The sequence below is a fragment of the Methylocystis sp. Sn-Cys genome (assembly GCF_016745395.1).
Taxonomy (GTDB): domain Bacteria; phylum Pseudomonadota; class Alphaproteobacteria; order Rhizobiales; family Beijerinckiaceae; genus Methylocystis; species Methylocystis iwaonis.
The window spans coordinates 35,614-56,565 of record NZ_JAERVJ010000007.1; the positions used below are offsets into that span (position 1 = coordinate 35,614).

The following is a 20,952-nucleotide window of genomic DNA, read 5'->3' on the forward strand; positions in this document are numbered from 1 at the left end:
ATACGTCGCGATGCCGGCAGGCCTTTGGTTTTTTGCACATCTAGGGCGGGGACGACCTCTTGTGCAGCGCAAAAAGGTTACCGCTACCGCGAAGACTGTCAAGCTTTGAAGCTCTTGGGAAAGGACCGCGGGCCTTCAGGCCCGCATTTCGAGCGCGCCTGAAGGCGCGCGGTCCATACCGTCAGTCCCTGCCGTCACGCACTCTGATCAGCGATGCGCGCGAGGCTCTCGTCGCGCCCGAGAATGTCGAGCACGTCGAAAATGCCGGGCGAGGTCGCGCGGCCGGTGAGCGCGGCGCGCAAGGGCTGCGCGAGGTCGCCGAGCTTCACGCCGAGTTCGACCGAAAGATCGCGCACGACGCCTTCCGTCGCAGCGGCGCTCCATTCGGTCAACGCCGCAAGCTTCGGCCCCAGCGCGGCAAGGCGCGATTTCGCTTCCGGCGAAAGGAGCTTTTGCGCCTTCTCGTCCATCGGCAGCGGACGCTGGACAAAGAGGAAGCCGGCGCCGTCGACAAGCTCGTTGAGCGTCTTGGCGCGCGCCTTCAGGCCCGGAAGCGCCGCGCGGAGCTGGGCGCGCTTATGATCGTCGAGCGCCGCCAGCACCGCCTCGCCGCCCTGGAGATAAGGCAGCGTGTCGACCAAAATCTGGAACAGCTCGTCGTCGGGCGTATCGCGCAGATAATGCCCGTTCATATTTTCGAGCTTCACGAAGTCGAAGCGCGCCGGCGAGCGATGCACCTGGGAGAGATCGAACGCCTCGATCATCTCCTCTTGCGTGAAGAACTCCTTGTCGCCCTGACTCCAGCCCAGACGCACGAGATAGTTGCGCAGCGCCGCCGGCACATAGCCCATGGCGCGATAGGCGTCGACGCCGAGCGCGCCATGGCGCTTGGAAAGCTTGGCGCCGTCCGGCCCGTGAATGAGCGGAATATGGGCGAAAGCCGGCGTCTCCCAGCCCATCGCCTCATAGATGTGCTTCTGCCGCGCCGCGTTGGTGAGATGGTCGTCGCCGCGGATGATTTGCGTCACGCCCATATCGTGGTCGTCGACGACGACGGCGAGCATATAGGTCGGCGTGCCGTCGGAGCGCAGCAGGATGAAATCGTCGAGGTCCTTATTGGGGAAGACCACCCTGCCCTGCACGGCGTCCTCGATCACTGTCTCGCCCGCCTCGGGCGCCTTGATGCGCACGACGAAAGGCGCGCCGGCGGGCGCCTCGGCGGCATCGCGGTCGCGCCAGCGGCCGTCGTAGCGCGGCGGGCGCTTTTCGGCGCGCGCCTTCTCGCGCATCTCCTCGAGCTCCTGCGGCGTCGCATAGCAACGATAGGCCAGGCCTTTCGCCAGCAGCTCATGCGCCACCTCGGCGTGGCGCGCGGCGCGCGAAAACTGGTAGATGGCGTCGCCGTCCCAATCGAGGCCGAGCCATTTCATGCCGTCGAGAATGGCCTCGATCGCCGCCTCGGTGGAGCGCTCGCGGTCGGTGTCCTCGATGCGCAGCAGCATCCGCCCGCCATGGCGCCTCGCGTAGAGCCAATTGAACAAAGCCGTGCGCGCGCTGCCGATATGCAGGAAGCCGGTGGGCGACGGGGCGAAGCGGGTAACGACCTCGGACATGGGGCGGCGATGATCCAGCGGAGCGAGCGCCCGTCATTGCGAGGAGCGAAGCGACGAAGCATTCCAGAGCGGCCATCACGGCCCTGGATTGCTTCGCTCCGCTCGCAATGACGGCGGGTCGCGAATTTCGAGAGCGCCCGTCTAGCACGCGCGTTCTTGCAATGCGAGCCTGAAGGCTCGCGGTCCAAAGCCCCCCGGACCGCGGGGCTTTCAGGCCCGCACAGGCTGCTGACAAATTGGCGTCTTTGCTGACCCGAGATTAATTTTCTCTAGTGGGAAAAATCAGACGGAAGGTCCTCCCGAATGTTGCCGTCGCCGGCGCGCTTCCATCGCTGCCGGGGAGACCGTAGGAAGGTCGGCGCCGTGGGGGAAAATCGCCGCTAGAGGAAGTCGTGTCAGAATTTCAAAAGTCGGACCTGCAAAGTCTTCGTCGCGGCGACCTCGCCGGCATACGCGAGCTTCGTTTGCCGGGGCTGACCGAATTCCCGCGGGAGATCTTTGGCTTGGCTGATACGCTCGAGGTCTTGGACCTCAGCGGTGGCCGGCTTACTGAACTCCCCAATGACATGAGCCGCCTTCATCGGCTGCGCGTATTATTTTGCTCAGGCAATAACTTCGAGCGACTTCCCTCGGCGCTTGGGGATTGCCGCTCCTTGAGCCAGATCGGTTTCCGGGCGTCCGGGCTACGAGAAGTTCCCGAAGAAGCTCTGCCGCCAAAATTGCGCTGGCTGATCCTCACTGAAAACCGCATTGAGCAGCTCCCCGAAGCTCTTGGCGAGCGACCGCATTTACAGAAGTTGATGCTGGCGGGGAATCGGCTCCGCATTCTTCCGAGCAGTCTGGCCGATGCGTCGTCTCTGGAGCTGGTGCGGCTGAGCTCCAACCGCTTTGATGCGCTTCCACCGTGGCTTGTGCAGCTTCCCAGCCTCGCCTGGATTTCCTGGAACGGAAATCCTCTGCAGCGCGATTTGCCGCCCGCAGTCGCTGCGCCCGTTTTTTGGGCGGATCTCGACATCGGAGCGCGTCTTGGCCGAGGCGCCTCCGGAGAAGTGCACCACGGGCTTTGGCGAGTAGAGAAAGCCAGTGAGCCGATCTCTGTGGCGGTGAAACTTTTCCTGGGCGCCATGACGAGCGACGGTTCCCCTCTAAGTGAAATAACGACGTGCCTGGCTGCGGGGGAACATCCTAACCTTACGGCGGCTTTGGGTCGTTTGGTGGATCACCCCGAGGGGAGAGATGGGCTATTGATGCCGCTGCTACCGGCTCATTGGCGCCCGCTCGCGGCCCCTCCAAACCTCACGACCTGTAGCCGTGACGTGTATTCCTCCGAATTGCGTCTAACACCGACGGCTGCCCTTCAGCTAGCGCGTGGCGTCGCGTCGGCCACTGCTCATCTGCATGCGAGGGGGTTACTGCATGGCGATCTTTACGCTCATAATGTTCTTTGGGACGGGCAAAACGGCGACGCGGCGCTTAGCGATTTCGGCGCGGCGTGTGTGCTTCCGGTCGGTGAAGAAGGGAGTCTTTGGCAACGAACCGAAGTCCGTGCCTGGGGTCTGCTTCTTGGCGAATTGCTAGAGCGGTGTACGGCTGCGCCTACAGAGCTGCTTAAACTGCAAGAGCTGGTCCACGCTTGCGTGCAACCACACACAGCGAGCCGCCCATCAATTGCGGATGTTGCTGAGTTCCTGAGCGACATGTGACGCGATGGAATGGTCAGCACCACCGACTAATGGAAGGCCCCAAACCGCAGACCGATCAATACTTGGCGAGAACCGGAGCCGGCGGAGCGAACCAATTGAAGTGATAGTTCACGCCAGCGCGGGCGATGACGCCATCGTATTTGATGCGAGTCACAGGCGCGTTAGCAGTCAGTAATTGGCCGGCTGAAACATTGACGCCGCCAAGGTTGATCGTAAATGGTGACACGAGGCTCACTGGGGTAGAGTAGAGTGCCGCGCTCCCAAGATTGTAATAAAGCGCCTCAACTTTCAGACTCCAATTGGGCATGAACATCCATTCCACGCCGCCGCCGGCTATCCATCCGACCTGTGTGTTGGAGTAACTGACTGCTCCCGGTATGTTTGGAAGAGTATATGTGCCATTAAATTGCGCATAATTAAATGGCACTGGAAAAGCAGAGGCATTCAGCCCTGTCAGGACGGCCTGCGTTACACCGCCGTGAGTCGACGACCCATGAACGCCGCCAAAGGCGAGACCGCCCGTACCATAAATCAGCATGGTGGGCGTGAAGAGATAGCCAAGACGACCACGAACGGTGCCCATCCAGTCCACGCCCGCGGTGACTTGTCCGAAGCCCAGCGCGCTGCGGGTAAGGTTGCAGCCAGCCCAGCAGGGCCCAGCGTTCGTAAGAGGGACCCCGCCGACAACAACAATGGGAGGGATACCAATCGGGTCTCGCCAAGCTATGTGGTCCTGCGACGCGCCGGTGTATGACCCGCTCCCTCGGATGGTGGATCCTTGAATATCGGCTTCAAGGCCGGCGACAATGTTCTGGCCCCACTGGTAGTTGTAACCGATTTGGCCGCCGCCGACGAAGCCGCTCTGATTCACGTTGGCGACGCCGCTATTTGCTAGCGCAGTGCTCCCATTAATGAGGCCGGTCCCTGGAAGCTGGTTCTTGGGGTCAAGATTATTAGCGGCGAAAGCCACAGCATCAAGCAGCGGTGCGCTAACAGTGGTCGCATTATTCGTGGCGCCCCAGCCTCCGCCAGCGTTCAAGCCAGCATAGAACCCCGTCCAAAGAGCAGGGGGTGGCGGCGGGGCTAAGGGCGGAGCCTTTGCGCTGGGGAGGTCGGCGGCGAAGCCTGAAGTGGCGACTGCGAAGCTGAGGGCGGTCGCCGAAATCAGTGGTTTTGCCATCGGATTATCCTTTAAGCGGATGAGCTAAGAACGCATCCCCTAAACAAAGACGTCTTCCGACCGGGACAGTCCAGGCAAAAACTATGCTAAGTTAAAGCCGCAGCAGCCGTTTCTAGCGCAGTGTGACAAACCCGCCACGTCGTATTTTGCTCCAAACAACCCAGGCGATTTGGTCAATGGCCGATTTAGGGTCATAAGCGGAAATTCTGCCTGACGAACTAACCCATTAAGCGTCCACCTTATCGCTCTCCCTCTCCTCCGCCACCGCCTGGTCCACCGAGGAATCGTCCGGAGACGAAAGCTGCACGATCCCCGCCTCGATCGCGAGCGCGCTTGCCGCGGCGGCGGCGGCGAGCTTGTCGAGCTCGGGAAGCTGCAGGATCGTCTTCGCCGGCGGCGCTGGCTCGGCTGCGATCTTTATGCCCGCCTCGCTGAGCCGGCGATACAGGTCGAAATGCAGATCGCTGCGCACGCGCGAGGATTTCTCGACGTCCTCGACATAGCACCAAAGCTCGAATTTGAAGGCGGTCGTCTCCATGCCGAGGAACATCACCTGCGGCGCGGGGATGCGCAGCACGCCCTCCTGCGCGCGGGCGGCGGCGATCATGATGTCGCGCATCTGCTCGGGATCGACGCCCGGATGCGGAGAGAGCGCCACCTTGATGCGCCCCACCCGATCGCCGCGCAGCCAGTTCTTCACGACGCCGGTGACGAGGTTGGAGTTCGGCACCACCATCGTGGCGCGGTCGAAGGTCTCGATCTCTGTCGAGCGCACATTGATGCGACGCACATAGCCCTGCTCGTCGCCGACCACGACCCAGTCGCCGACGCGGATGGCGCGCTCCCAGAGCAGGATCAGCCCCGAGACGAAATTATTGACGATGGATTGCAGGCCGAAACCGATGCCGACCGACAGCGCGCCGGCGACGATGGCGAGCTTCTCGACGCCGATGCCGATGCTCGACAAGGAGGTCATCACCGCCGCAATGACGCCGGCATAGCCGAGCGTGGCGCTGATCGAGCTGCGCAGGCCGGTGTCGAGCCGGGTCAGCGGCAGAAGGCGGGTGTCGAGCCAGCGCCGCAACCCCTGCGCCGCCGCCAGCACCAAGAGGAACAGCGAAACCGCCGTCAGCGCCGCCGAAGGCGAGATGGTGACGTCGCCGATCTTGAAGGAAACGAAGGAGCTCCAGAGATTGGCGAGGATGTCATTGGACGAATAGCCGAAAGGCGCGATGGCGAGCAGCGCGGCGGCGCCCCAGGCGACCAGGGTCACAATGCCGGCGAGCAGCACGCCGACCGGCGCGAGCTGCTCCCGCTTGAGGCCCAACGCCTCGATCATGCCGCGGCCGAGCAGCCCTTCGGCGGAGAAGGCATGCTCCACCCCGCCAGCCGCCAGGACGACCGAGACATAGAGAACGAAGGCGACCGCCGCGATCCAACTGGCGTGAAGGATCATGAAATTGGCGAAGGTCACATAGCCGGCGACGCAGGCGCCGAGGATGACAACGAGCATTAAGGCGCCCGACAGACGCAAGGCGACGAGCCAGTCGCGCGTCTTTCCAGCGCCCGCCGAGGCTTCCCCTTCTCGCGGCGCGAGCGCGACGAGCCCCCAGAGCAGCAGGCCCGCGTGGATCATGACGCTCGTCCCAAGCGTCACGATGACGACGGGCATGCTCGCCTGCACGGTCTCCTCGACCTGCTCGAAGATCCGCGTAACGGAAAGGACGGCCGCCCCCAAGACGAAGAGACGAACGAACAATCTGGCGAGTCGGTCGCCGAGATCGATCACCCGCCAATCGGGATGCCCTGGCGCGAAAACGGCGCGGGCGACGCCATAGACGAAGGCGATGCGCGCGACCCCCTCAAAGAGCCGCTCGGCCAGGGGCTCAAGAGTTGAATCGAGCAGATCATAGGCTTCGAGGACCGAACCCAAAGCCGCCACGGCGGCGATCGGCGCGGCGGCAGCGACGAGAGCGGTCCAGCCGGCCGCCGCGGCGCGCCGCATGGGCGTCACTTTCACGCCGTCGTGATTGCGCCTCAGCACCCGGCGCGCGAGCAGGAGCGCAGGCGGCAGGGCCAGCAGGATCGCCAGAACGAAGGCGATCAACGGCAGGCGACGCCCATCCGTGCGGGCGATGAAATTGGCGGAGCGGTCGCGCAGAAAGGCTTCCGCCGCGCCGAAGACGCCGGGCGCGTCCCGGACCGCCTCCCGCCACAAATCCACCGAGAAGAGGCTCTTCGTGCGCAGGAAAACCGTCTTGGCGAAAAGCGCGCGCTGCCGCGCGACGATGGCGACCGTGAGCTGACGGGTTTCGAGCAGCAGGGCGCGGGCGCGCTTCAGCGTCGCGTCCGTGGCGTCATGGAGCTTGCGCTGCTCGTCGAGCTCGGCGTTCGCGCTCGCTTCCGCCGAGGCGACCGGCTGCTCCGGCGCGGTCACAACGGGCGGCGGCTGCGATTTGACCGCGTCGGGCTTGGGCTGTTGGTTCGGCGCGCCAGACCGGGTGGCGGGCGGCGGGGCCGGCGCCTTCGTTTGCGCCGCCGGGGGCGGAGCGGCCTGTGGGGCGGCTTGCGGCGGCGCAGCCTGCATCTGGGCAGGCTGAATTTGAGGCTGCGCCTTGGCTGGCGCCGGCGACTCGGCCGCCTTGGTTTCCGTCGGCGCCAGCTCCTTGAGCCGCGCGTCGATCGCGGCGAGACGCGGCGTGAGCGCCTCGATAATATCCTCGAACTCCTGGCGCAGCGGCTCCGTCCGGTCGCGCAACTGGCGCAGGGCCCGGTCGTTCAGCGCCGGATCTTCCATGCTCTTTTGCGCGCTCTCCAAACTGGCGTGGGCGCGGTCGAGCCGGGCGTTGTAATGCTCGATGGTCGTCGCGGATTCATCGGCGCGCGCCATCGCCAAAGCGAGGGCGCTGAAACACAGCACAAGAATAAGCGTCAGTCTGCGCAACGCATCTCTCCAGAAGGCGAAACCGCGACAAAGCGCCGAATCGCGACAATCTTGAGGCGATCTTAGAGATCGTCGCGATAGAGATGCAGGCGCCCTGCCCGATCAGCGACGCGCCAGCCCCCCGCCCCGTCCGGCTCCAACGCCGAGACGGGAATTTTCCCGAAGCCGCCAGGAATATCGAGCACATAGGAAGGAAGACCTATCCCGGTGATGCGGCGCGCCAGCTCGGCGTGAAGGACCTTGCCGGCCGCAATGCTCGAGCGGAAATGGCCAGTGCCGGGCGCGAGGTCGGGATGATGCAGGTAATAGGGCTTGACGCCCTGAGCAAGAAGCGCGCGCATGAGCTGCTCGAGGATCGCGACGTCGTCGTTGACGCCGGCGAGCAGCACGGTCTGCGACAGGAGCGTCGCGCCCGCCGCGCGCAAGCGCGCGATGGCCGCGCAGGCGCCCGCCGAAAGCTCGCGCGCATGATTGATATGCAAGGCGACATAAAGCGCCTTGCCGCTCTCCCGCAGCGCCGCGAGCCGCTCTGGCGTCACGAGGTCGGGCGCGGCGGTCGGCGCGCGCGTGTGAACCCTCAGGACGGCGACATGCGGGATCGCCGCCAGCCGCCGCGCGACTTGCGCCAGACGCCGGGCGGAGAGCATCAGCGGATCGCCGCCCGTGAGAATGACCTCGAAGATTTGCGGGTTGGCGGCGATGTAATCCAGCGCCGCCTCGACCTCGGCCTCGCCGAGCAGATCGCCCTTGCCGCGCCCGACGCTCTCGCGGCGAAAGCAGAAGCGGCAATAGACCGGGCAGACCGTGAGAAGCTTGAGCAGCACGCGGTCGGGGTAGCGGTGCACGATTCCCGGCACGGGACTGCGCGCTGTGTCGCCGATGGGGTCGGTTAATTCCTGCGGCAGAGTCACGATTTCGCGCGCGTCGGGCAGGAATTGCCGCGCGATCGGGTCGGCGGGATCAGATGGATCGATCAGCCCCGCGATCTCAGGCGTGACAGCGACGCTGTAGCGGGACTCAACCTCGGCCAGCGCCGCGGCGCGCCTCGCGGGGATAAGCCCAGCGGACGCGAGATCGGCGCTCGACGCCAATGTCCTTGCGGGCAGCGCCGGCCGCGGATCGTGTTGTAACGCCATAGCGGCCGGATTAAGCGCCGCGACGCCGTTCCGCAATAGTCGCTGGACCGCGCGCCTTCGGGCGCGCTCAAAAATGCTGGCCTGAAGGCCCGCGGTCCGCGAGGCACCTCTACTTCGATGGGGAAAAGCCATCCGCAAGGTTGCGGGGCCCTTCCGCCGGCGGGACATTAGGCTTCCACGGAGAAAGCCGATGAGCCGCAAGAAGAAAGCCGCTGGCGCGCCCAAGAACAAGGAAAGCGCGCCAGACAAGTCCGCGCAGTTGCAGGAACTGCTGAACAGCGTCAACCCGGAGGACCTCGCCGCTTTCCTCGAGGCGGCTGGCGGCGCTACCCGTGGCCCCGAGGACGCAGCCGATCTTTTCGACGAGTTCATCTCCGCCTGCGTCGAAGGGGACATGGACGACGCCGAAAGGGAGGATTTCTCGCATTCGCTCATCGACGCTCTCGTCGATGTGCGCATCCAGGCAAATGGCGGAGACCGGGCCGCCCGCCGCGAATTGCAGGAGATCCGCGAACTTGTCGAGGGCGCCGTGGAGGTGGAGGATCTGGCGGTCGACGACCTGATGCTCCTCGGGCGCGTCATGATCGAGGCGGAGCTGGAGGCGCCTGACGCGCTGAAGCAGGCGGTCGTCGCGAAATTGCAGGACCAGCCGGCAGTCGGCGCAGTCACGGCCCTGGGAGCCGGCCTCGCCGAGCTGGTGGAGAAATCCGGTCTCGATCTTTTCGGCGCGCATGAGCAATTGCGCAAGACTTTCGCGCTTTTCCCCTCGGAGGACGCCCTGCGCTGCCTGAGCGAAATTGCGTCTATCGGCCTACCGGTCATGGGGGGCGCGATCGCGGGCTTCGCCCTCCACAAGGACACAGCGCTCGCGCAAGCGGCGCTCGGCAATCTTGCCGGACGGGCGCAAGACAAGAGCCGGGACCGGCTGCTCGCGCGCATGCGCCCTTGGCTCCCGCCGCAGCGGCAGGAGTGGGTCGATGCGGCGATGAAGACCGCGCCCGAGATCGGCGGCGCCGCCAAGACCAAAGTGAAGCTGCACAAATGCTACGCCTCGGTCTGCGACGCGACAGGCGCGCGCACGCTGGTCGCGGCGAAGAAGGAAGGCGCCAAATTTCAGGCGGCGCTCTTCATGCTGAGCGAAAAGGGCGTGGCCAACGTCATCGTGTCGGACCCCATGAGCAAGCACGAGCTGGATTTGCTGCTTCACGGCGCGTCGCTCGCGGCGCATCTGTCGGAAGTAAAACTCCCACTGCTGCTGCGGATTCTGTCACTGGCGCTGGCGGAAAATCTCAAGGCGGGAACCCTGCCGCCTTTCGAGCTGGCCCATGCGGCCGAGACTTTCGATTTCCCGCCGCTGGCGCCGGAGGCGAGCACGCCGGCCGAGATCATCGATCGCCTGCTTTCTGAGTTTCCAGCAACCGGCTCCGGGCGGGACGCCCTGGCTGCGGCGGACGCCCTCGCAGCGGCCTCTGACTACACGCAAGACTGGTTCGAGGCCGGGCCTGACATCGACGACATCTTCGCGAAGGTGAAAGGCAAGAAGCGCCGCGCCGAGGCCGTTCTGAAATCCTATCTGCCGGGCCGGCGCGATTTTTGGGCGCGCCAATGCGCGCTCACCGCTCTGTCGCTGCATGCGGAGAATCCGGTCGATCCGGTCTGGCGCGCGCTGGCGGTCATCGGCCGGAACCTCGCCAGCGGCGCGCCGCTCGACGAAATCCCGCTGATGCGGATCATCGCGGAGCAAACGGTCGAAAATTACGTGGCCACTTGAGAAAAACCGGACCGCGCGCCTTCAGGCGCGCAGACTTCTGACAAAGTGGCGATGACGCCCCTCATGCTTCGAGACGCCTGCTGCGCAGGCTCCTCAGCATGAGGAGCTTCTGCAACTTCGTCAAACACTTAGGCCTCATCCTGAGGAGCGAGCGACGCTCGCGTCTCGAAGGACGAGGCCGCCTCGGAGGTTTATCGACAAACGCGCGCGCCTTCCGGCGCGCTTAAAAGTGCGGGCCTGAAGGCCCGCGGTCCGTAGGGGAGCGTCACGCCGTTCCCTGCGCCGCCACAGGCGTCCACAGCACCTGCTCGATCCTCTCCGCTCCCGTCGCGAGCATTACGAGGCGATCGAAGCCGAGCGCCACGCCCGAGGCCGGCGGCATCTGGCCGAGGGCGGCCAAAAAGTCCTCGTCGATCGGATAGCGCTCGCCGTAGATCCGCGCTTTTTCCGCCATCTGCGCTTCGAAACGCGCCCGCTGCTCGGCCGGATCGGTCAGCTCCGCGAAGCCATTCGCAAGCTCCACCCCGCACACATAAAGCTCGAAACGGTCGGCAAAGCGCGGGTCGTCCGCGCGCGTGCAAGCGAGCGCAGCCTCGCTGGCGGGATAATCGGTCAGGATCGTCGGCCGCTCACTCCCGAGCTTCTCCTCGATCTTCTCGGACAAAATCTTGCTGAAGAGGTCCGACCATGTGTCGTCCTCGGCCACCCGAATGCCGTCCCGCGCGGCGGCCTTCGCCAATCCGTCGCGGTCGCCGAGCAGCTTTTCAAGATCGATGCTGGCGTGAGTCGCAAAGGCCTCGCAGACGGTGACGATCTCCGGCTCCGCGAAGGGGTCGGAGACCCGGCCGCGCCACGAGAAATCGCGCGTCCCGGCCGCCCGCGCCGCCGCCGCCATCAGCCCGGCGCAGTCCTCATAAATACGCAAGGTCGGCGCGCCGGCGCGATACCATTCGAGCATGGTGAACTCTGGATGGTGCAGGGCCGAGCGCTCGCGATTGCGGAACACCCGCGCCAAGGTGAAAATCCGCTCCTCACCCGCGGCCAGCAGCTTCTTGCAGGCGAATTCGGGAGAGGTATGGAGATAGAGCTGCGAACGCGCGCCGTCCTGCCCGATCATCTGCGTGGCGAAAGCGGTCAGATGGGTCTCATTGCCGCCCGAAACCTGCAGCGCGGCGGTTTCGACCTCGGCAAAGCCCTCCCCTTCAAAAAAACGCCGCGTCGCAGCCGTTATTGCGCCGCGCGCCTTGAGAAATGGCTTGCGATCGGCGTAAACATCCCGAGCCCACCAGGGCGAAACGCGCGTCATGAGGGCTCCGTTTGAAGGGGACCACGCGATCCGGCGGACAGATTTGCCGACGCGCGCGAAATATGGTCTTACCCCGTTCATAGACCAGCCCGGCCGAGGCCGGCAATGAACGCGAGCCGGCGCGCCGGCAATGAAGGAACCGAACCTGTGAAAGTCATCGCCAGCTCGATTCGCAAGGGCAATATCATTGAGCGTGAGGACGGCAATCTCTATGTCGTGCTGACCGCAGAAAGCTTTTTCCCCGGCAAGGGCACGCCCACGACGCAGATCGATATGCGCCGCCTCTCCGATGGCGTGAAGGTTTCCGACCGTTACAAGACCACAGAGCAGGTCGAGCGCGCTTTCGTCGAGGATCAGGACTTCAGCTTCCTCTACAATGACGACGACGGCTATCACTTCATGAATCAGGAGAGCTATGAGCAGATCGCCGTGCCGGGCGACGTCATTGGCGATCAGGCCCAGTGGCTGCAGGAAGGCATGCAGTGCATCCTCTCCATGTTCAACGGCCTGTGCGTCGCGATCCAACTGCCGCAGCGCGTGACGCTCGAGATCGTCGAAACCGAGCCGGCGATGAAGGGCCAGACGGCGTCGTCCTCTTATAAGCCCGCCAAGCTCTCCAACGGCGCCCGCGTGATGGTGCCGCCGCACATTCAATCCGGCACGCGCGTCGTCATCCAGACGGAAGACGGCACCTACGTCGAGCGCGCGAAGGACTGATAACTGTCATTCCCGACGCTCGCGAAGCGAGCGATCGGGAATCCAGAGCCGAGCCGGCTATTTTTGCCCTGGATTCCCGATCGGGCCTTCGGCCCGTCGGGAATGACAAGCGTTCGAGAGCGCGGCTTTTACGGCCGCTCGGCGCTCTTCGCCAGCAGCGCCGAGGTCATCGCCGCCATGATCTCCGCCTTGGCCGCGTTTGCGCTCTGCTGCTCCGCCGCCACAGGAGCGGCCTGCGCTAAGGCGTCGACAAAAACGCCCTTCCCCGAATTCATGGCTGAAATCGCCTCGCCGGCGCTCGCCGCCGCGACCTCGTAAATCTGCGAGCGGTCCGTGGGCGCGCCTTTGGCGACGGCGGCGCGCGCGATGGCGGCCGAGAACTGCGCATAGGCCGTCGGGATCTGGTTGATGCCGAACCGCGTCGAGGAAACGATGAACATGGCGTCTGCCTGCGCTTGGTTTTCCCAAAGAGTATACTGTCAATCCGACATTTTCCGACGGGGTCGTGAAGATGCGCACAACAAATTCGCTAGAGTTCGAGCATTGGCGGGTGAAGGCGGTCATGTCTCGGCGCCGAAGAGAAAAGCCCGCAGCTTTTGCTCCAACGCGGCTTTGTCCTTGATCTCGCATTCCCACACGATGAGCGCCCGCCAGCCCTGTTCGGTCAGGCGCTCACGATGCGCGGCGTCGCGCGCGACATTGCGCGCGATTTTCGCGCGCCAATAGTCGGCGTTGGCCTTGGGCATACGGGCGCCGCGCGCGCAATCATGCCCGTGCCAGAAACAGCCATGAACGAAGATCGCCTGCTTGCGGCCGACATAAGCGATGTCGGGATTGCCGGGGATGTCTTTGCGATGCAGGCGGTAGCCCGGCGCTAAGCCTCGCAGCAAGGCGCGGACTTTCAGCTCGGGAGTCGTGTCGCGCGATTTGACCGCGCGCATGATGGCGGAGCGTTGGGCGGGGGATTCGGGTTTGCTCACATACTATCCCGCTTGTCATCGCGCTTAGGCAGGATAAGCGGCTTATAGGTCGTTGACAAACTTCCAAGGCGGCCTCGTCCTTCGAGACGCGAGCTTCGCTCGCTCCTCAGGATGAGGCCTAAGTGTTTGGCGCAGATGCTAAAGCCCCTCATGCTGAGGAGCTTGCGCAGCAGGCGTCTCGAAGCACGAGGGGCGTCGACAAAGCGGTCTACTAAGCCGCTTCCCGCAAAACGCCCGCATTCAGCAACGGCTCGATGAGATGCGCCGCAATGTGCCTGACCACTGGCGCGACCACGCCATCGCCCGTCAAGTGATAGGCCTCATTATACTTCTGCGGCAGCACATAATCATCCGGCAGCCCCATCAGCCGCGCCGTCTCCCGCGCCGACATCAGCCGCGAGCGCACCAAGCCGTTCTCGACGACCAGCACAAATTGGCGGCTGGAGCCGCCGGCCGGCGTGCGTAGACAGCCGGCGACATCATCGAACCGCGCTTCGGCCCGCTGGATTTTCGCACCCTTCTCATAGCGCGTGCGGCGGTAGAGCGTGCCGACCATTTTGCGGCCGGCGCGTCTGGCCTCCTCGACTTTCGCGAGATTGGCGTCGCTCATCATGTCGATCAGTCGCCGCGTCTCCTCCGGCCTGTGCCACGCCACATCGGGCGGCGCGTCCTCGATGATCTGAGACAAGGCAGCGTTGCGCGCCAGCGGCTGAGGGAGCCGCCACCAAAGCCATTTGGCCTGCAGAGCAGGCGGCAAATGCTCGAAGGCGGCGATCAATGTGCGCGTGAAAAACGGCGGCTCCCCCGTCATTGCGAGCGAAGCGAAGCAATCCAGGGCCGCGCCGGGGTTGCTGGATTGCTTCGTCGGCTTCGCCTCCTCGCAATGACGGGCAGCGAGGGCGCTGGAAACCGCTACATCCTCCCGCACGGCGACGATGAACAACCGCGGTCGCGATTGCGGCAGAAACAGCGCCGCGTCGATCACCAGCGCGCCGAAGCGATAACCCTCGCCCGCGAGCGCCTTGCAGATCGACTCGAAATCCTTGCCGCCATGCGAGGTCAGCGCGCCGCAGACATTTTCGAGAACGATCGTCGCCGGGGCCCGGCCCTCGGCGCGCAGGGCTTTCATCAGCGACCAGAAGGACCAGAAGGTTCCCGAACGCTTTCCCTCGAGCCCCGCGCCGGCGCCCGCGAGCGACAAATCCTGGCAGGGAAAGGAGGCCCAGACGAGATCGGCGCGGCCCGGCAGTTGCGCGGTCGTCACTTTCGCCACGTCGCCGACAAAGAGTTCCTCGCCGCCCCAATTGCGTCGATAGCTTTCGGCTTTCTTGGCGTCGAAATCATTGGCGAAGAGGCAGGTCCAGCCCGCGCCCAGCCCCGCGCGCGCCATGCCGCCGCCGGCGAAGAATTCGTAATAGCTCGGCTTGCTGCTTGTGCCCGACTCGCGCGTCATAGGAGCAGCTTACCTTGTCCGCCCGAGCCTAGCGAGCGCCGAGGCGGCTGATGGCCTGGGCGGCGAGCCTCAGCCCCGCCGCCGCGGCCGATTTCGGATCGGCGCCCGACCGCAAAGCGGCGATGACGCCGGCGTTGAACGCGTCGCCGCCGCCGGTGCGGTCGATGGCTTCGACGGGCGTCGCGGTCACCGTCTCGACTTGTCCTGCGCCGATGACCGTCGCGCCTTCTTCGCCCCGCGTGACGAACCAGATCGCGGGGCTATCGCCATGCCGCTCGGTGAGGAAGCCGATCGGATCGCTTGTATCGAGGACACGCGCCAGCTCGTCGCAATTGGTGAAGAGATAATCCGCCACAAAAGCGAAAGCCGGATCGTAACGGCCGTCCAGTTCGAGCGAGAGGATCGGCCTGCCGCCCGCGCGTCTGGCTTGCCGCAGAAAGGCGGCGTCGCAGACGGTCGTATGCAGCCAGTCGACGTCCTGGCCGAGTTCGCCGATGTCATAAGGCGTCCAGGGCGCATCGATGATCGGGCTCGTGATGATCCGCTTGTCTTGCGGCGTCGCGAGGCAAATGGCCAGCGGCGACGGCGCGGCGAGCACTTTGACGCCTTGGGTATCGACGCCATTGAGTTGGAGCTCGCGTAGCGCGAGCGCGCCGAGCGGATCGTCTCCGACCCAGCCGAGCATGCGCACGCTCACGCCTTGCCGCGCAATCCAGACCGCCGTGTTGGCCGCCGAGCCGCCGCCGCTGACGGCGGTCTCTCTGGCCATCAGTTTTTCATGCTGATCGGGAAGACGATCGAGCCGCAGGGTGACGTCGACGTTGATGCTCCCCAGACAACAAACGCATCCCCGCATCTTCCGCCTCATTAAAATCTCATCGTGGGAGATACAGCCCCCAAGCAGCCGACGCCACCCGATGTCTCGCTGGCGTCGTCTTTGGGCCGCATCTTCGAGCGGTCGCCCTCGCGTGGAGATTCGGCGTGGATGCAAAGGCTAGGGGTTCAGCTTTCGCAAAACCGGCGCCCGAGATCGGGCATCCTGTCACGAATTTTCCCGACGACCCGCGCTTCCACCCTCTACCGCATGCCCCCGAAGCCGATTTCAGCCTGTCGTTGGAGGCAATTCTTCCCGGCGTGACCGAAGCGGCGGAACAGGCGGGCGCGCTCGCCTTTCACGCGCTGGGCGATACCGGCGGCATCCATGGCGCCGAAACGCAGAACGCCGTCGCGGCGGCGATGCAGGAGCAGATCGCCAAATCGCAAGGAGGGGAGCGGCCGCGATTTCTGTTCCACCTCGGCGACGTCGTCTATCTGAGCGGCGAAAGCAGCCAATATGTCGCGCAGTTCTATGAGCCCTACCAATATTACGACGCCCCCATTTTCGCGATCCCCGGAAACCACGACGGCGAGACGACAGCGGAGACGCGCTGCGGGCTGGAGGGCGAAACTGCGCTGCTCGGTTTTATGCAGAATTTTTGCAGCGCGTCGCCGAGGCGGCTTTTCAAGCACCGCTCGACGATGACGCAGCCCTATTGCTATTGGCGGCTCGCCGCGCCTTTCGTGCATGTGATCGGGCTCTATTCGAACATCGACGGGCAATTGGACCGACGCGGCGAGAGCCGGCAGCAGGAATGGTTCATCGAGCAATTGCGATCGGCGCCCGACGATAAATGGCTCATCGTCGCGGCGCACCACCCGTGTTTCTCCCTCGACGAGACGCATGGCGGCTATGTGGAGATCATGTCGGCGATGGACGCGGCTTTCCGCGAAAGCGGCCGCACGCCCGATCTCATTCTATCGGGGCATGTCCACGCTTATCAAAGGTTCTCCCGCGATCTTTCGGGAAAGGCGCTGCCCTATATCGTCGCCGGCAATGGCGGCTTCGCGAATTCCTCCCGCTCGCTCCACAAGATGCAGAGGGGCCTTGTTATCGAGCGGCTACCGTTCCAGACGGCGCTGCCGGCGGTTCGGCTCGAAAGCTATGATGTGATGAACGCAGGCTTTGTGCGTGTGACGGCGGGATCGGACTGCCTCACTGTGGATTACTTCTCGGTGTCTTTCGACGATCCGCCGGCGGTTTCGAGAGAGCCGCGGGATTCGGTGACTGTTCGAAGCGCCGGGATGAAGACGGCCCGCTGACGCCTAGCGCGTCATTGCGAGCGAAGCGAAGCAATCCAGAGCCGCTGCCGGGCTCTGGATTGCTTCGTCGCTTTGCTCCTCGCAATGACGGGGGCGGTCATAAGCCTAAGCCGACACCACCATCACATGCACGATGGGCTTCTTGCCCCAGATCGAATAGATGGCCCCGCGCAGCGAGCGTTCGATGGCCGTAGACACCGTATCGGGATCGCGACGGCGGGCGCGCGGCAGGCCGTCGAAAGTCGCAAACAGCGCCTCGTCGATGACTTCGCCCATGTCTTCCCCGAACTTGCCCTTCTTCGGCACGCCCGCGAAGACGACGTCGGGATCGCCGACGAGATCGCCTTTTTTGTCCACGGCGAGGGCCACAGACACGACGCCCGCGAAAGCGAGCTTATTGCGCTCGCGCACGGTCCCGTCCTCCTCGCTGAGGACGACGTCGCCGTCTTTCAGCAGGCGGCCGTGCGGCAGGCGGTTGACGATGGTCGGCGGCCCGGGAAGCAATTGAACCATGTCGCCGTCGCGCGCCGACAGCGCATGCTCAACGCCGCGCGACTTGGCGAAGGCCACATGCTGCGTGAGATGATGCGCCTCGCCATGCACGGGAACGGCGCTCTTCGGCCGCACCCACTCATACATTTGCGCAACCTCGCCGCGCCGCGGATGGCCGGAGCAATGCACGAGATGATCGTGATCCGTGATCACCTCCACCCCGAGATTGCAGAGATTGTTGATGACGCGATGGACCTCGCGCGCATTGCCCGGAATGGCTCGGGAGGAAAAGATGACGCGATCGCCGGGACCGAGCTTGATCGAGGGATGATCATTCTGCGAGGCGCGCATCATCGCCGCGCGCGGCTCGCCCTGGCTGCCGGTGGCGATGACCACAGTCTTGTCGCGCGGCAGATTGGGCAGCATCTCCGGCGAGTGGAAGCCGGGAACCCCGTCGAGATAGCCGCATTCGCGCGCCACCTGAACCACGCGATCCATCGCGCGTCCGGCGACGACGACCGTGCGGCCGCAGGCCTGCGCCGCCTCCGCAATGGCGCGCAGCCGCGCGACATTGGAGGCGAAGGTCGTTATCACCACGCGTCCGCTCGCCTCCGCGATGAGCGGCTGCAGCACGCGCGCGACGTCGCTCTCGGAGAAACTGTCGCCCTCGCGCAGAATATTGGTCGAGTCGCAGATGAGGACGTCGACGCCCTCCTCGCCGAGCGCCCGCAGCCGGGCTTCATCGATACGATTGCCGACGCCGGGCTCGGGATCGATCTTCCAATCGCCCGTATGCACCACCCTGCCGAGCGGCGTTGTGATGGCGAGCGCATTGGCTTCGGGGATCGAATGGGCGACGGCGACATATTCGACCGTGAAGGGATCGAGATCGAGCACCGCGCCCGCGTGCACGGGCCGAATGTCGATGCTCGGCGCGCCGGGCTCGTTGAGGCGCTTGACTTCCAGCAGCCCGGCCGCGAAGGGCGTCGCATAGACCCTGCATTTAAGCTTCGGCCAGAGCGTCACCAACGCGCCGATGTGATCCTCATGCGCATGGGTGATGCAGATCGCGACGACGTCCTTGGCGATCTTCTCCACGAAGGCGATGTCGGGATAGACGACGTCGATGCCAGGAAGCTCCGAGCCGGGAAAGCCCAGGCCGCAATCGACCATCAGCCATTTGCGCGCGCGCGGCGGGCCATAGCCGTAAAGCGCGAGATTCATACCGATCTCGCCGACGCCGCCGAATGGAACGAAGACGAGATCCGTGTTCGGCGTGCTTGTCATGCCAGCGCCCCTCCGGTTGCGCGCGGGCCAATGAGCACGTCGCCAGCTTCAATGGTGCGTCGGCCGTCCGTCGTTTCGAGAACCAGCCGCCCGGAGGCGTCGATGGTCTCGAAGCGCCCTTCGAGCTTTTCGTGGCTCAGCACGACGGTTATGTCCTGTCCGAGCCCGGCGGCGGAAGCCAGCCATTCCTGCCGGATCTGCGCAAAGCCTTCGCCGCCGTTCCAGAGTTCGAGCGCCTCCGCCATAGCGTCAGAAAAATGCGCAAAGAACGCCTCCCGCGAGGGGGCTGAAAGCGCCTCGCAGAGCGCGCGCGCCGGATAGGGCGTATCAATGGGCGCATCTACGAGATTGACGCCGACGCCGATGATTGCGACCGGCGCCGTCGAGGCGTTCATACATTCGAGGAGAATGCCGCCGAGTTTCGCGCCGTCGAGTAAAAGATCATTCGGCCATTTGAGCTGGAAAGCGCCATGCTCCGCTAGCGCGCGCAAGGCGCGCATCGCCGCCACCCCGGTAACGAAACCGAGCTCAGGAGCAACGCGCACTTCAGAAAACTCGCCAAAAACGAAGCTCGCGTAGAAATTGCCGGGCCGAGAAATCCACTCTCGCCCGAGGCGCCCGCGCCCTTTCGTCTGGCGCGCGGCCACGATCCACAGCGGGCCGCGCTCGCCGGTCTCGATCAACCGCCGCGCTTCGTCATTGGTCGAGTCGATCTCATCCAGTGAGAGGAGGCGGACGCCTCTTGCGCGCGCAATCGATCCTAACTGCACGCGCAAGACCTCTTAGAAGAGCGATTTTGCGGCGGCGGTCGCCGCATCCATGATCGGCGCCGGATAGACCCAGAAGCCGAGCACCGCGACCGTCGACAGCGCAAGCACTGCGCGGACCGCGAGCGGCGAGCGATCGAAGCCGGGAGCCGGCTCGTCGAAATACATGACCTTGACGACGCGCAGATAGTAGAAGGCCGCAACCGCGGAGGTCAGCACGCCGGTGACGGCGAGCGGATAGAGACCCGCATCCACGGCCGCGAGGAACACATAATATTTCGCGAAGAAGCCGGCGAGCGGCGGGATGCCCGCGAGCGAGAACATCAGCATCGCGAAGAAGAAGGCCATCAGGCCGTTGGTGCGCGAGAGACCCGCGAGATCCGAGATATTCTCGACGTTCCGGCCGTTGATCCGCATGGCGAGGATCGCGGCGAAGGAGCCGAGCGTCATCACGAGATAGACCGCGAGATAAACGATCACGCCCTTGACGCCCGCCTCACTGCCCGCCGCAAGGCCGATCAGAGCGAAGCCCATATGGCCGATCGACGAATAGGCCATCAGACGCTTGATGTTGTTCTGGCCAATCGCTGCAAAGGAGCCGAGCAGCGTCGAGGCGATGGCGAGGAAGATGATGATCTGACGCCACTGGGACGTGATCGCCGGGAAGGCCGTAATCACAAAGCGCGCGGTGATGGCGAAGGCCGCCATTTTGGCCGAAGACGCGAAGAAGGTCGTGACCGGCGTCGGCGCGCCCTCATAGACGTCCGGGGTCCACATATGGAAAGGCGCGGCCGAAATCTTGAAGGCGAGGCCGGCCAGGACGAAGACGAGGCCGAAGATCACGCCAACCGGCGGCTGCTCGGTAACGGCCTGGGCGATGCCCGCGAAAGACACCGTGCCGGAGAAGCCATAGAGCAGCGACGAACCGTAAAGCATCATGCCGGACGACAAAGCGCCGAGCACGAAATACTTCAGGCCCGCTTCCGACGCCCGGCCATCGTCACGCGCGAAGGCCGCCATGACGTAGAGCGCGAGCGACATCAGCTCGAGCCCAAGATAGAGCGCGATCAGATTGTCGGCGGAGATCAGCAGCATCATGCCCAGCGTCGAGAGCATGACGAGGACGGGATATTCGAATTTCTCGAGCCCATTGCGCTGCAGCCAATCGACCGACAGCAGGATCGACGCCATGGCGCCGACGAGCGTGAGGACCTTCAGAAAGCGCGAGAAGGCGTCGTCGATGAAGGCGCCGTCAAAAACGGTCACGTCCACCTGCTTGCTCGACAACAGGATGACGACGATGGCGAGGCCGAGGATGCCGACAGCCATCTCGTCGACGAGGCTGAAACCCTTCTCGCCGCGAAAGGCGCCGATCAGGATCAACAGCATCACGCCGATGGCCAGGATGACCTCGGGAAGGAAGTGATGCGTGAGTTCTGCGAAGAAGGGCATATGAACAGTCCG

At 64.4% G+C, this 20,952-nt stretch carries 16 protein-coding genes; 4 read left to right on the forward strand and 12 right to left on the reverse strand.

What is annotated here, in order from left to right; all coding sequences use genetic code 11:
• Positions 1-194: 194 nt before the first annotated feature.
• On the reverse strand, positions 195-1,613 hold the full coding sequence (gltX, locus tag JJT62_RS13920; protein ID WP_202073380.1) for a glutamate--tRNA ligase: 1,419 nt from the start codon (positions 1,611-1,613) through the stop codon (positions 195-197).
• Between the two features lie 392 nt (positions 1,614-2,005).
• On the opposite strand from gltX, the gene JJT62_RS13925 reads away from it, so the two are divergent.
• The gene (locus JJT62_RS13925) at positions 2,006-3,316 is read left to right on the forward strand and encodes a leucine-rich repeat-containing protein kinase family protein (RefSeq protein WP_202073381.1); all 1,311 of its coding nucleotides are present in this window, start codon (positions 2,006-2,008) and stop codon (positions 3,314-3,316) included.
• Positions 3,317-3,371: 55 nt separating this feature from the next.
• On the opposite strand, the gene JJT62_RS13930 is transcribed toward JJT62_RS13925, so the two are convergent.
• The 3 genes from JJT62_RS13930 to JJT62_RS13940 form a co-directional block, all read right to left on the reverse strand.
• Complete coding sequence (locus JJT62_RS13930; RefSeq protein WP_202073382.1) at positions 3,372-4,496, reverse strand: outer membrane protein; 1,125 nt, start codon at positions 4,494-4,496, stop codon at positions 3,372-3,374.
• 226 nt (positions 4,497-4,722) lie between these two features.
• The gene (locus JJT62_RS13935) at positions 4,723-7,440 is read right to left on the reverse strand and encodes a DUF3772 domain-containing protein (protein WP_202073383.1); all 2,718 of its coding nucleotides are present in this window, start codon (positions 7,438-7,440) and stop codon (positions 4,723-4,725) included.
• Between the two features lie 62 nt (positions 7,441-7,502).
• Positions 7,503-8,576 (reverse strand): lysine-2,3-aminomutase-like protein, encoded by a 1,074-nt coding sequence (locus JJT62_RS13940; protein ID WP_202073384.1) that lies wholly within the window; start codon positions 8,574-8,576, stop codon positions 7,503-7,505.
• A 190-nt stretch (positions 8,577-8,766) separates the two neighbouring features.
• Here JJT62_RS13940 and JJT62_RS13945 point away from each other — a divergent pair, with 190 nt between their 5' ends.
• Positions 8,767-10,347 (forward strand): hypothetical protein, encoded by a 1,581-nt coding sequence (locus JJT62_RS13945; protein WP_202073385.1) that lies wholly within the window; start codon positions 8,767-8,769, stop codon positions 10,345-10,347.
• Between the two features lie 265 nt (positions 10,348-10,612).
• Here the strand turns inward: JJT62_RS13945 and epmA are convergent, their stop codons facing one another.
• Positions 10,613-11,653: an EF-P lysine aminoacylase EpmA gene (gene epmA, locus JJT62_RS13950; RefSeq protein WP_202073387.1), complete on the reverse strand. Its 1,041-nt coding sequence runs from the start codon at positions 11,651-11,653 to the stop codon at positions 10,613-10,615.
• Positions 11,654-11,800: 147 nt separating this feature from the next.
• Here epmA and efp point away from each other — a divergent pair, with 147 nt between their 5' ends.
• Entirely contained in the window at positions 11,801-12,370 is a 570-nt protein-coding gene (gene efp, locus JJT62_RS13955; protein WP_202073551.1) for an elongation factor P, read from the forward strand.
• A 128-nt stretch (positions 12,371-12,498) separates the two neighbouring features.
• Here efp and JJT62_RS13960 read toward each other — a convergent pair whose 3' ends face one another.
• The 4 genes from JJT62_RS13960 to JJT62_RS13975 all read right to left on the reverse strand — a co-directional run bounded on the left by JJT62_RS13960 (position 12,499) and on the right by JJT62_RS13975 (position 15,659).
• Complete coding sequence (locus tag JJT62_RS13960; RefSeq protein ID WP_202073389.1) at positions 12,499-12,810, reverse strand: hypothetical protein; 312 nt, start codon at positions 12,808-12,810, stop codon at positions 12,499-12,501.
• Between the two features lie 120 nt (positions 12,811-12,930).
• Positions 12,931-13,350 carry a very short patch repair endonuclease gene (locus tag JJT62_RS13965; protein WP_370568560.1) on the reverse strand — a complete coding sequence of 140 codons (420 nt, stop codon included), beginning with the start codon at positions 13,348-13,350 and terminating at the stop codon, positions 12,931-12,933.
• 211 nt (positions 13,351-13,561) lie between these two features.
• Positions 13,562-14,803, reverse strand: a complete 1,242-nt coding sequence (locus tag JJT62_RS13970) for a DNA cytosine methyltransferase (RefSeq protein WP_202073390.1) — start codon at positions 14,801-14,803, stop codon at positions 13,562-13,564.
• A 28-nt stretch (positions 14,804-14,831) separates the two neighbouring features.
• A complete protein-coding gene (locus JJT62_RS13975; protein WP_202073391.1) occupies positions 14,832-15,659 on the reverse strand; it encodes a carbohydrate kinase family protein in 828 nt (275 codons plus the stop codon).
• Positions 15,660-15,784: 125 nt separating this feature from the next.
• Here JJT62_RS13975 and JJT62_RS13980 point away from each other — a divergent pair, with 125 nt between their 5' ends.
• Positions 15,785-16,942, forward strand: coding sequence for a metallophosphoesterase (locus tag JJT62_RS13980; RefSeq protein ID WP_202073392.1), 1,158 nt, complete (start codon positions 15,785-15,787; stop codon positions 16,940-16,942).
• Positions 16,943-17,047: 105 nt separating this feature from the next.
• Here JJT62_RS13980 and JJT62_RS13985 read toward each other — a convergent pair whose 3' ends face one another.
• From JJT62_RS13985 to nuoN, 3 genes are read right to left on the reverse strand one after another with little or no spacing between them, the layout of a single operon-like run.
• Positions 17,048-18,721: a ribonuclease J gene (locus tag JJT62_RS13985; RefSeq protein ID WP_202073393.1), complete on the reverse strand. Its 1,674-nt coding sequence runs from the start codon at positions 18,719-18,721 to the stop codon at positions 17,048-17,050.
• Entirely contained in the window at positions 18,718-19,491 is a 774-nt protein-coding gene (locus tag JJT62_RS13990) for a biotin--[acetyl-CoA-carboxylase] ligase (RefSeq protein ID WP_202073394.1), read from the reverse strand. The genes JJT62_RS13985 and JJT62_RS13990 overlap by 4 nt, the downstream gene beginning before the upstream one ends.
• Before the next feature lie 12 nt (positions 19,492-19,503).
• Positions 19,504-20,940 (reverse strand): NADH-quinone oxidoreductase subunit NuoN, encoded by a 1,437-nt coding sequence (gene nuoN, locus JJT62_RS13995; RefSeq protein ID WP_202073395.1) that lies wholly within the window; start codon positions 20,938-20,940, stop codon positions 19,504-19,506.
• Positions 20,941-20,952: the final 12 nt, after the last annotated feature.

Bases quoted from the DNA above. Each gene is read 5' to 3' on its own strand.
- gltX (WP_202073380.1), bottom strand. From the start codon at position 1,613: ATGTCCGAGGTCGTTACCCGCTTCGCCCCGTCGCCCACCGGCTTCCTG.
- JJT62_RS13930 (WP_202073382.1), bottom strand. From the start codon at position 4,496: ATGGCAAAACCACTGATTTCGGCGACCGCCCTCAGCTTCGCAGTCGCC.
- JJT62_RS13940 (WP_202073384.1), bottom strand. From the start codon at position 8,576: ATGGCGTTACAACACGATCCGCGGCCGGCGCTGCCCGCAAGGACATTG.
- JJT62_RS13945 (WP_202073385.1), top strand. From the start codon at position 8,767: ATGAGCCGCAAGAAGAAAGCCGCTGGCGCGCCCAAGAACAAGGAAAGC.
- epmA (WP_202073387.1), bottom strand. From the start codon at position 11,653: ATGACGCGCGTTTCGCCCTGGTGGGCTCGGGATGTTTACGCCGATCGC.
- JJT62_RS13960 (WP_202073389.1), bottom strand. From the start codon at position 12,810: ATGTTCATCGTTTCCTCGACGCGGTTCGGCATCAACCAGATCCCGACG.
- JJT62_RS13970 (WP_202073390.1), bottom strand. From the start codon at position 14,803: ATGACGCGCGAGTCGGGCACAAGCAGCAAGCCGAGCTATTACGAATTC.
- JJT62_RS13975 (WP_202073391.1), bottom strand. From the start codon at position 15,659: ATGCGGGGATGCGTTTGTTGTCTGGGGAGCATCAACGTCGACGTCACC.
- JJT62_RS13985 (WP_202073393.1), bottom strand. From the start codon at position 18,721: ATGACAAGCACGCCGAACACGGATCTCGTCTTCGTTCCATTCGGCGGC.
- nuoN (WP_202073395.1), bottom strand. From the start codon at position 20,940: ATGCCCTTCTTCGCAGAACTCACGCATCACTTCCTTCCCGAGGTCATC.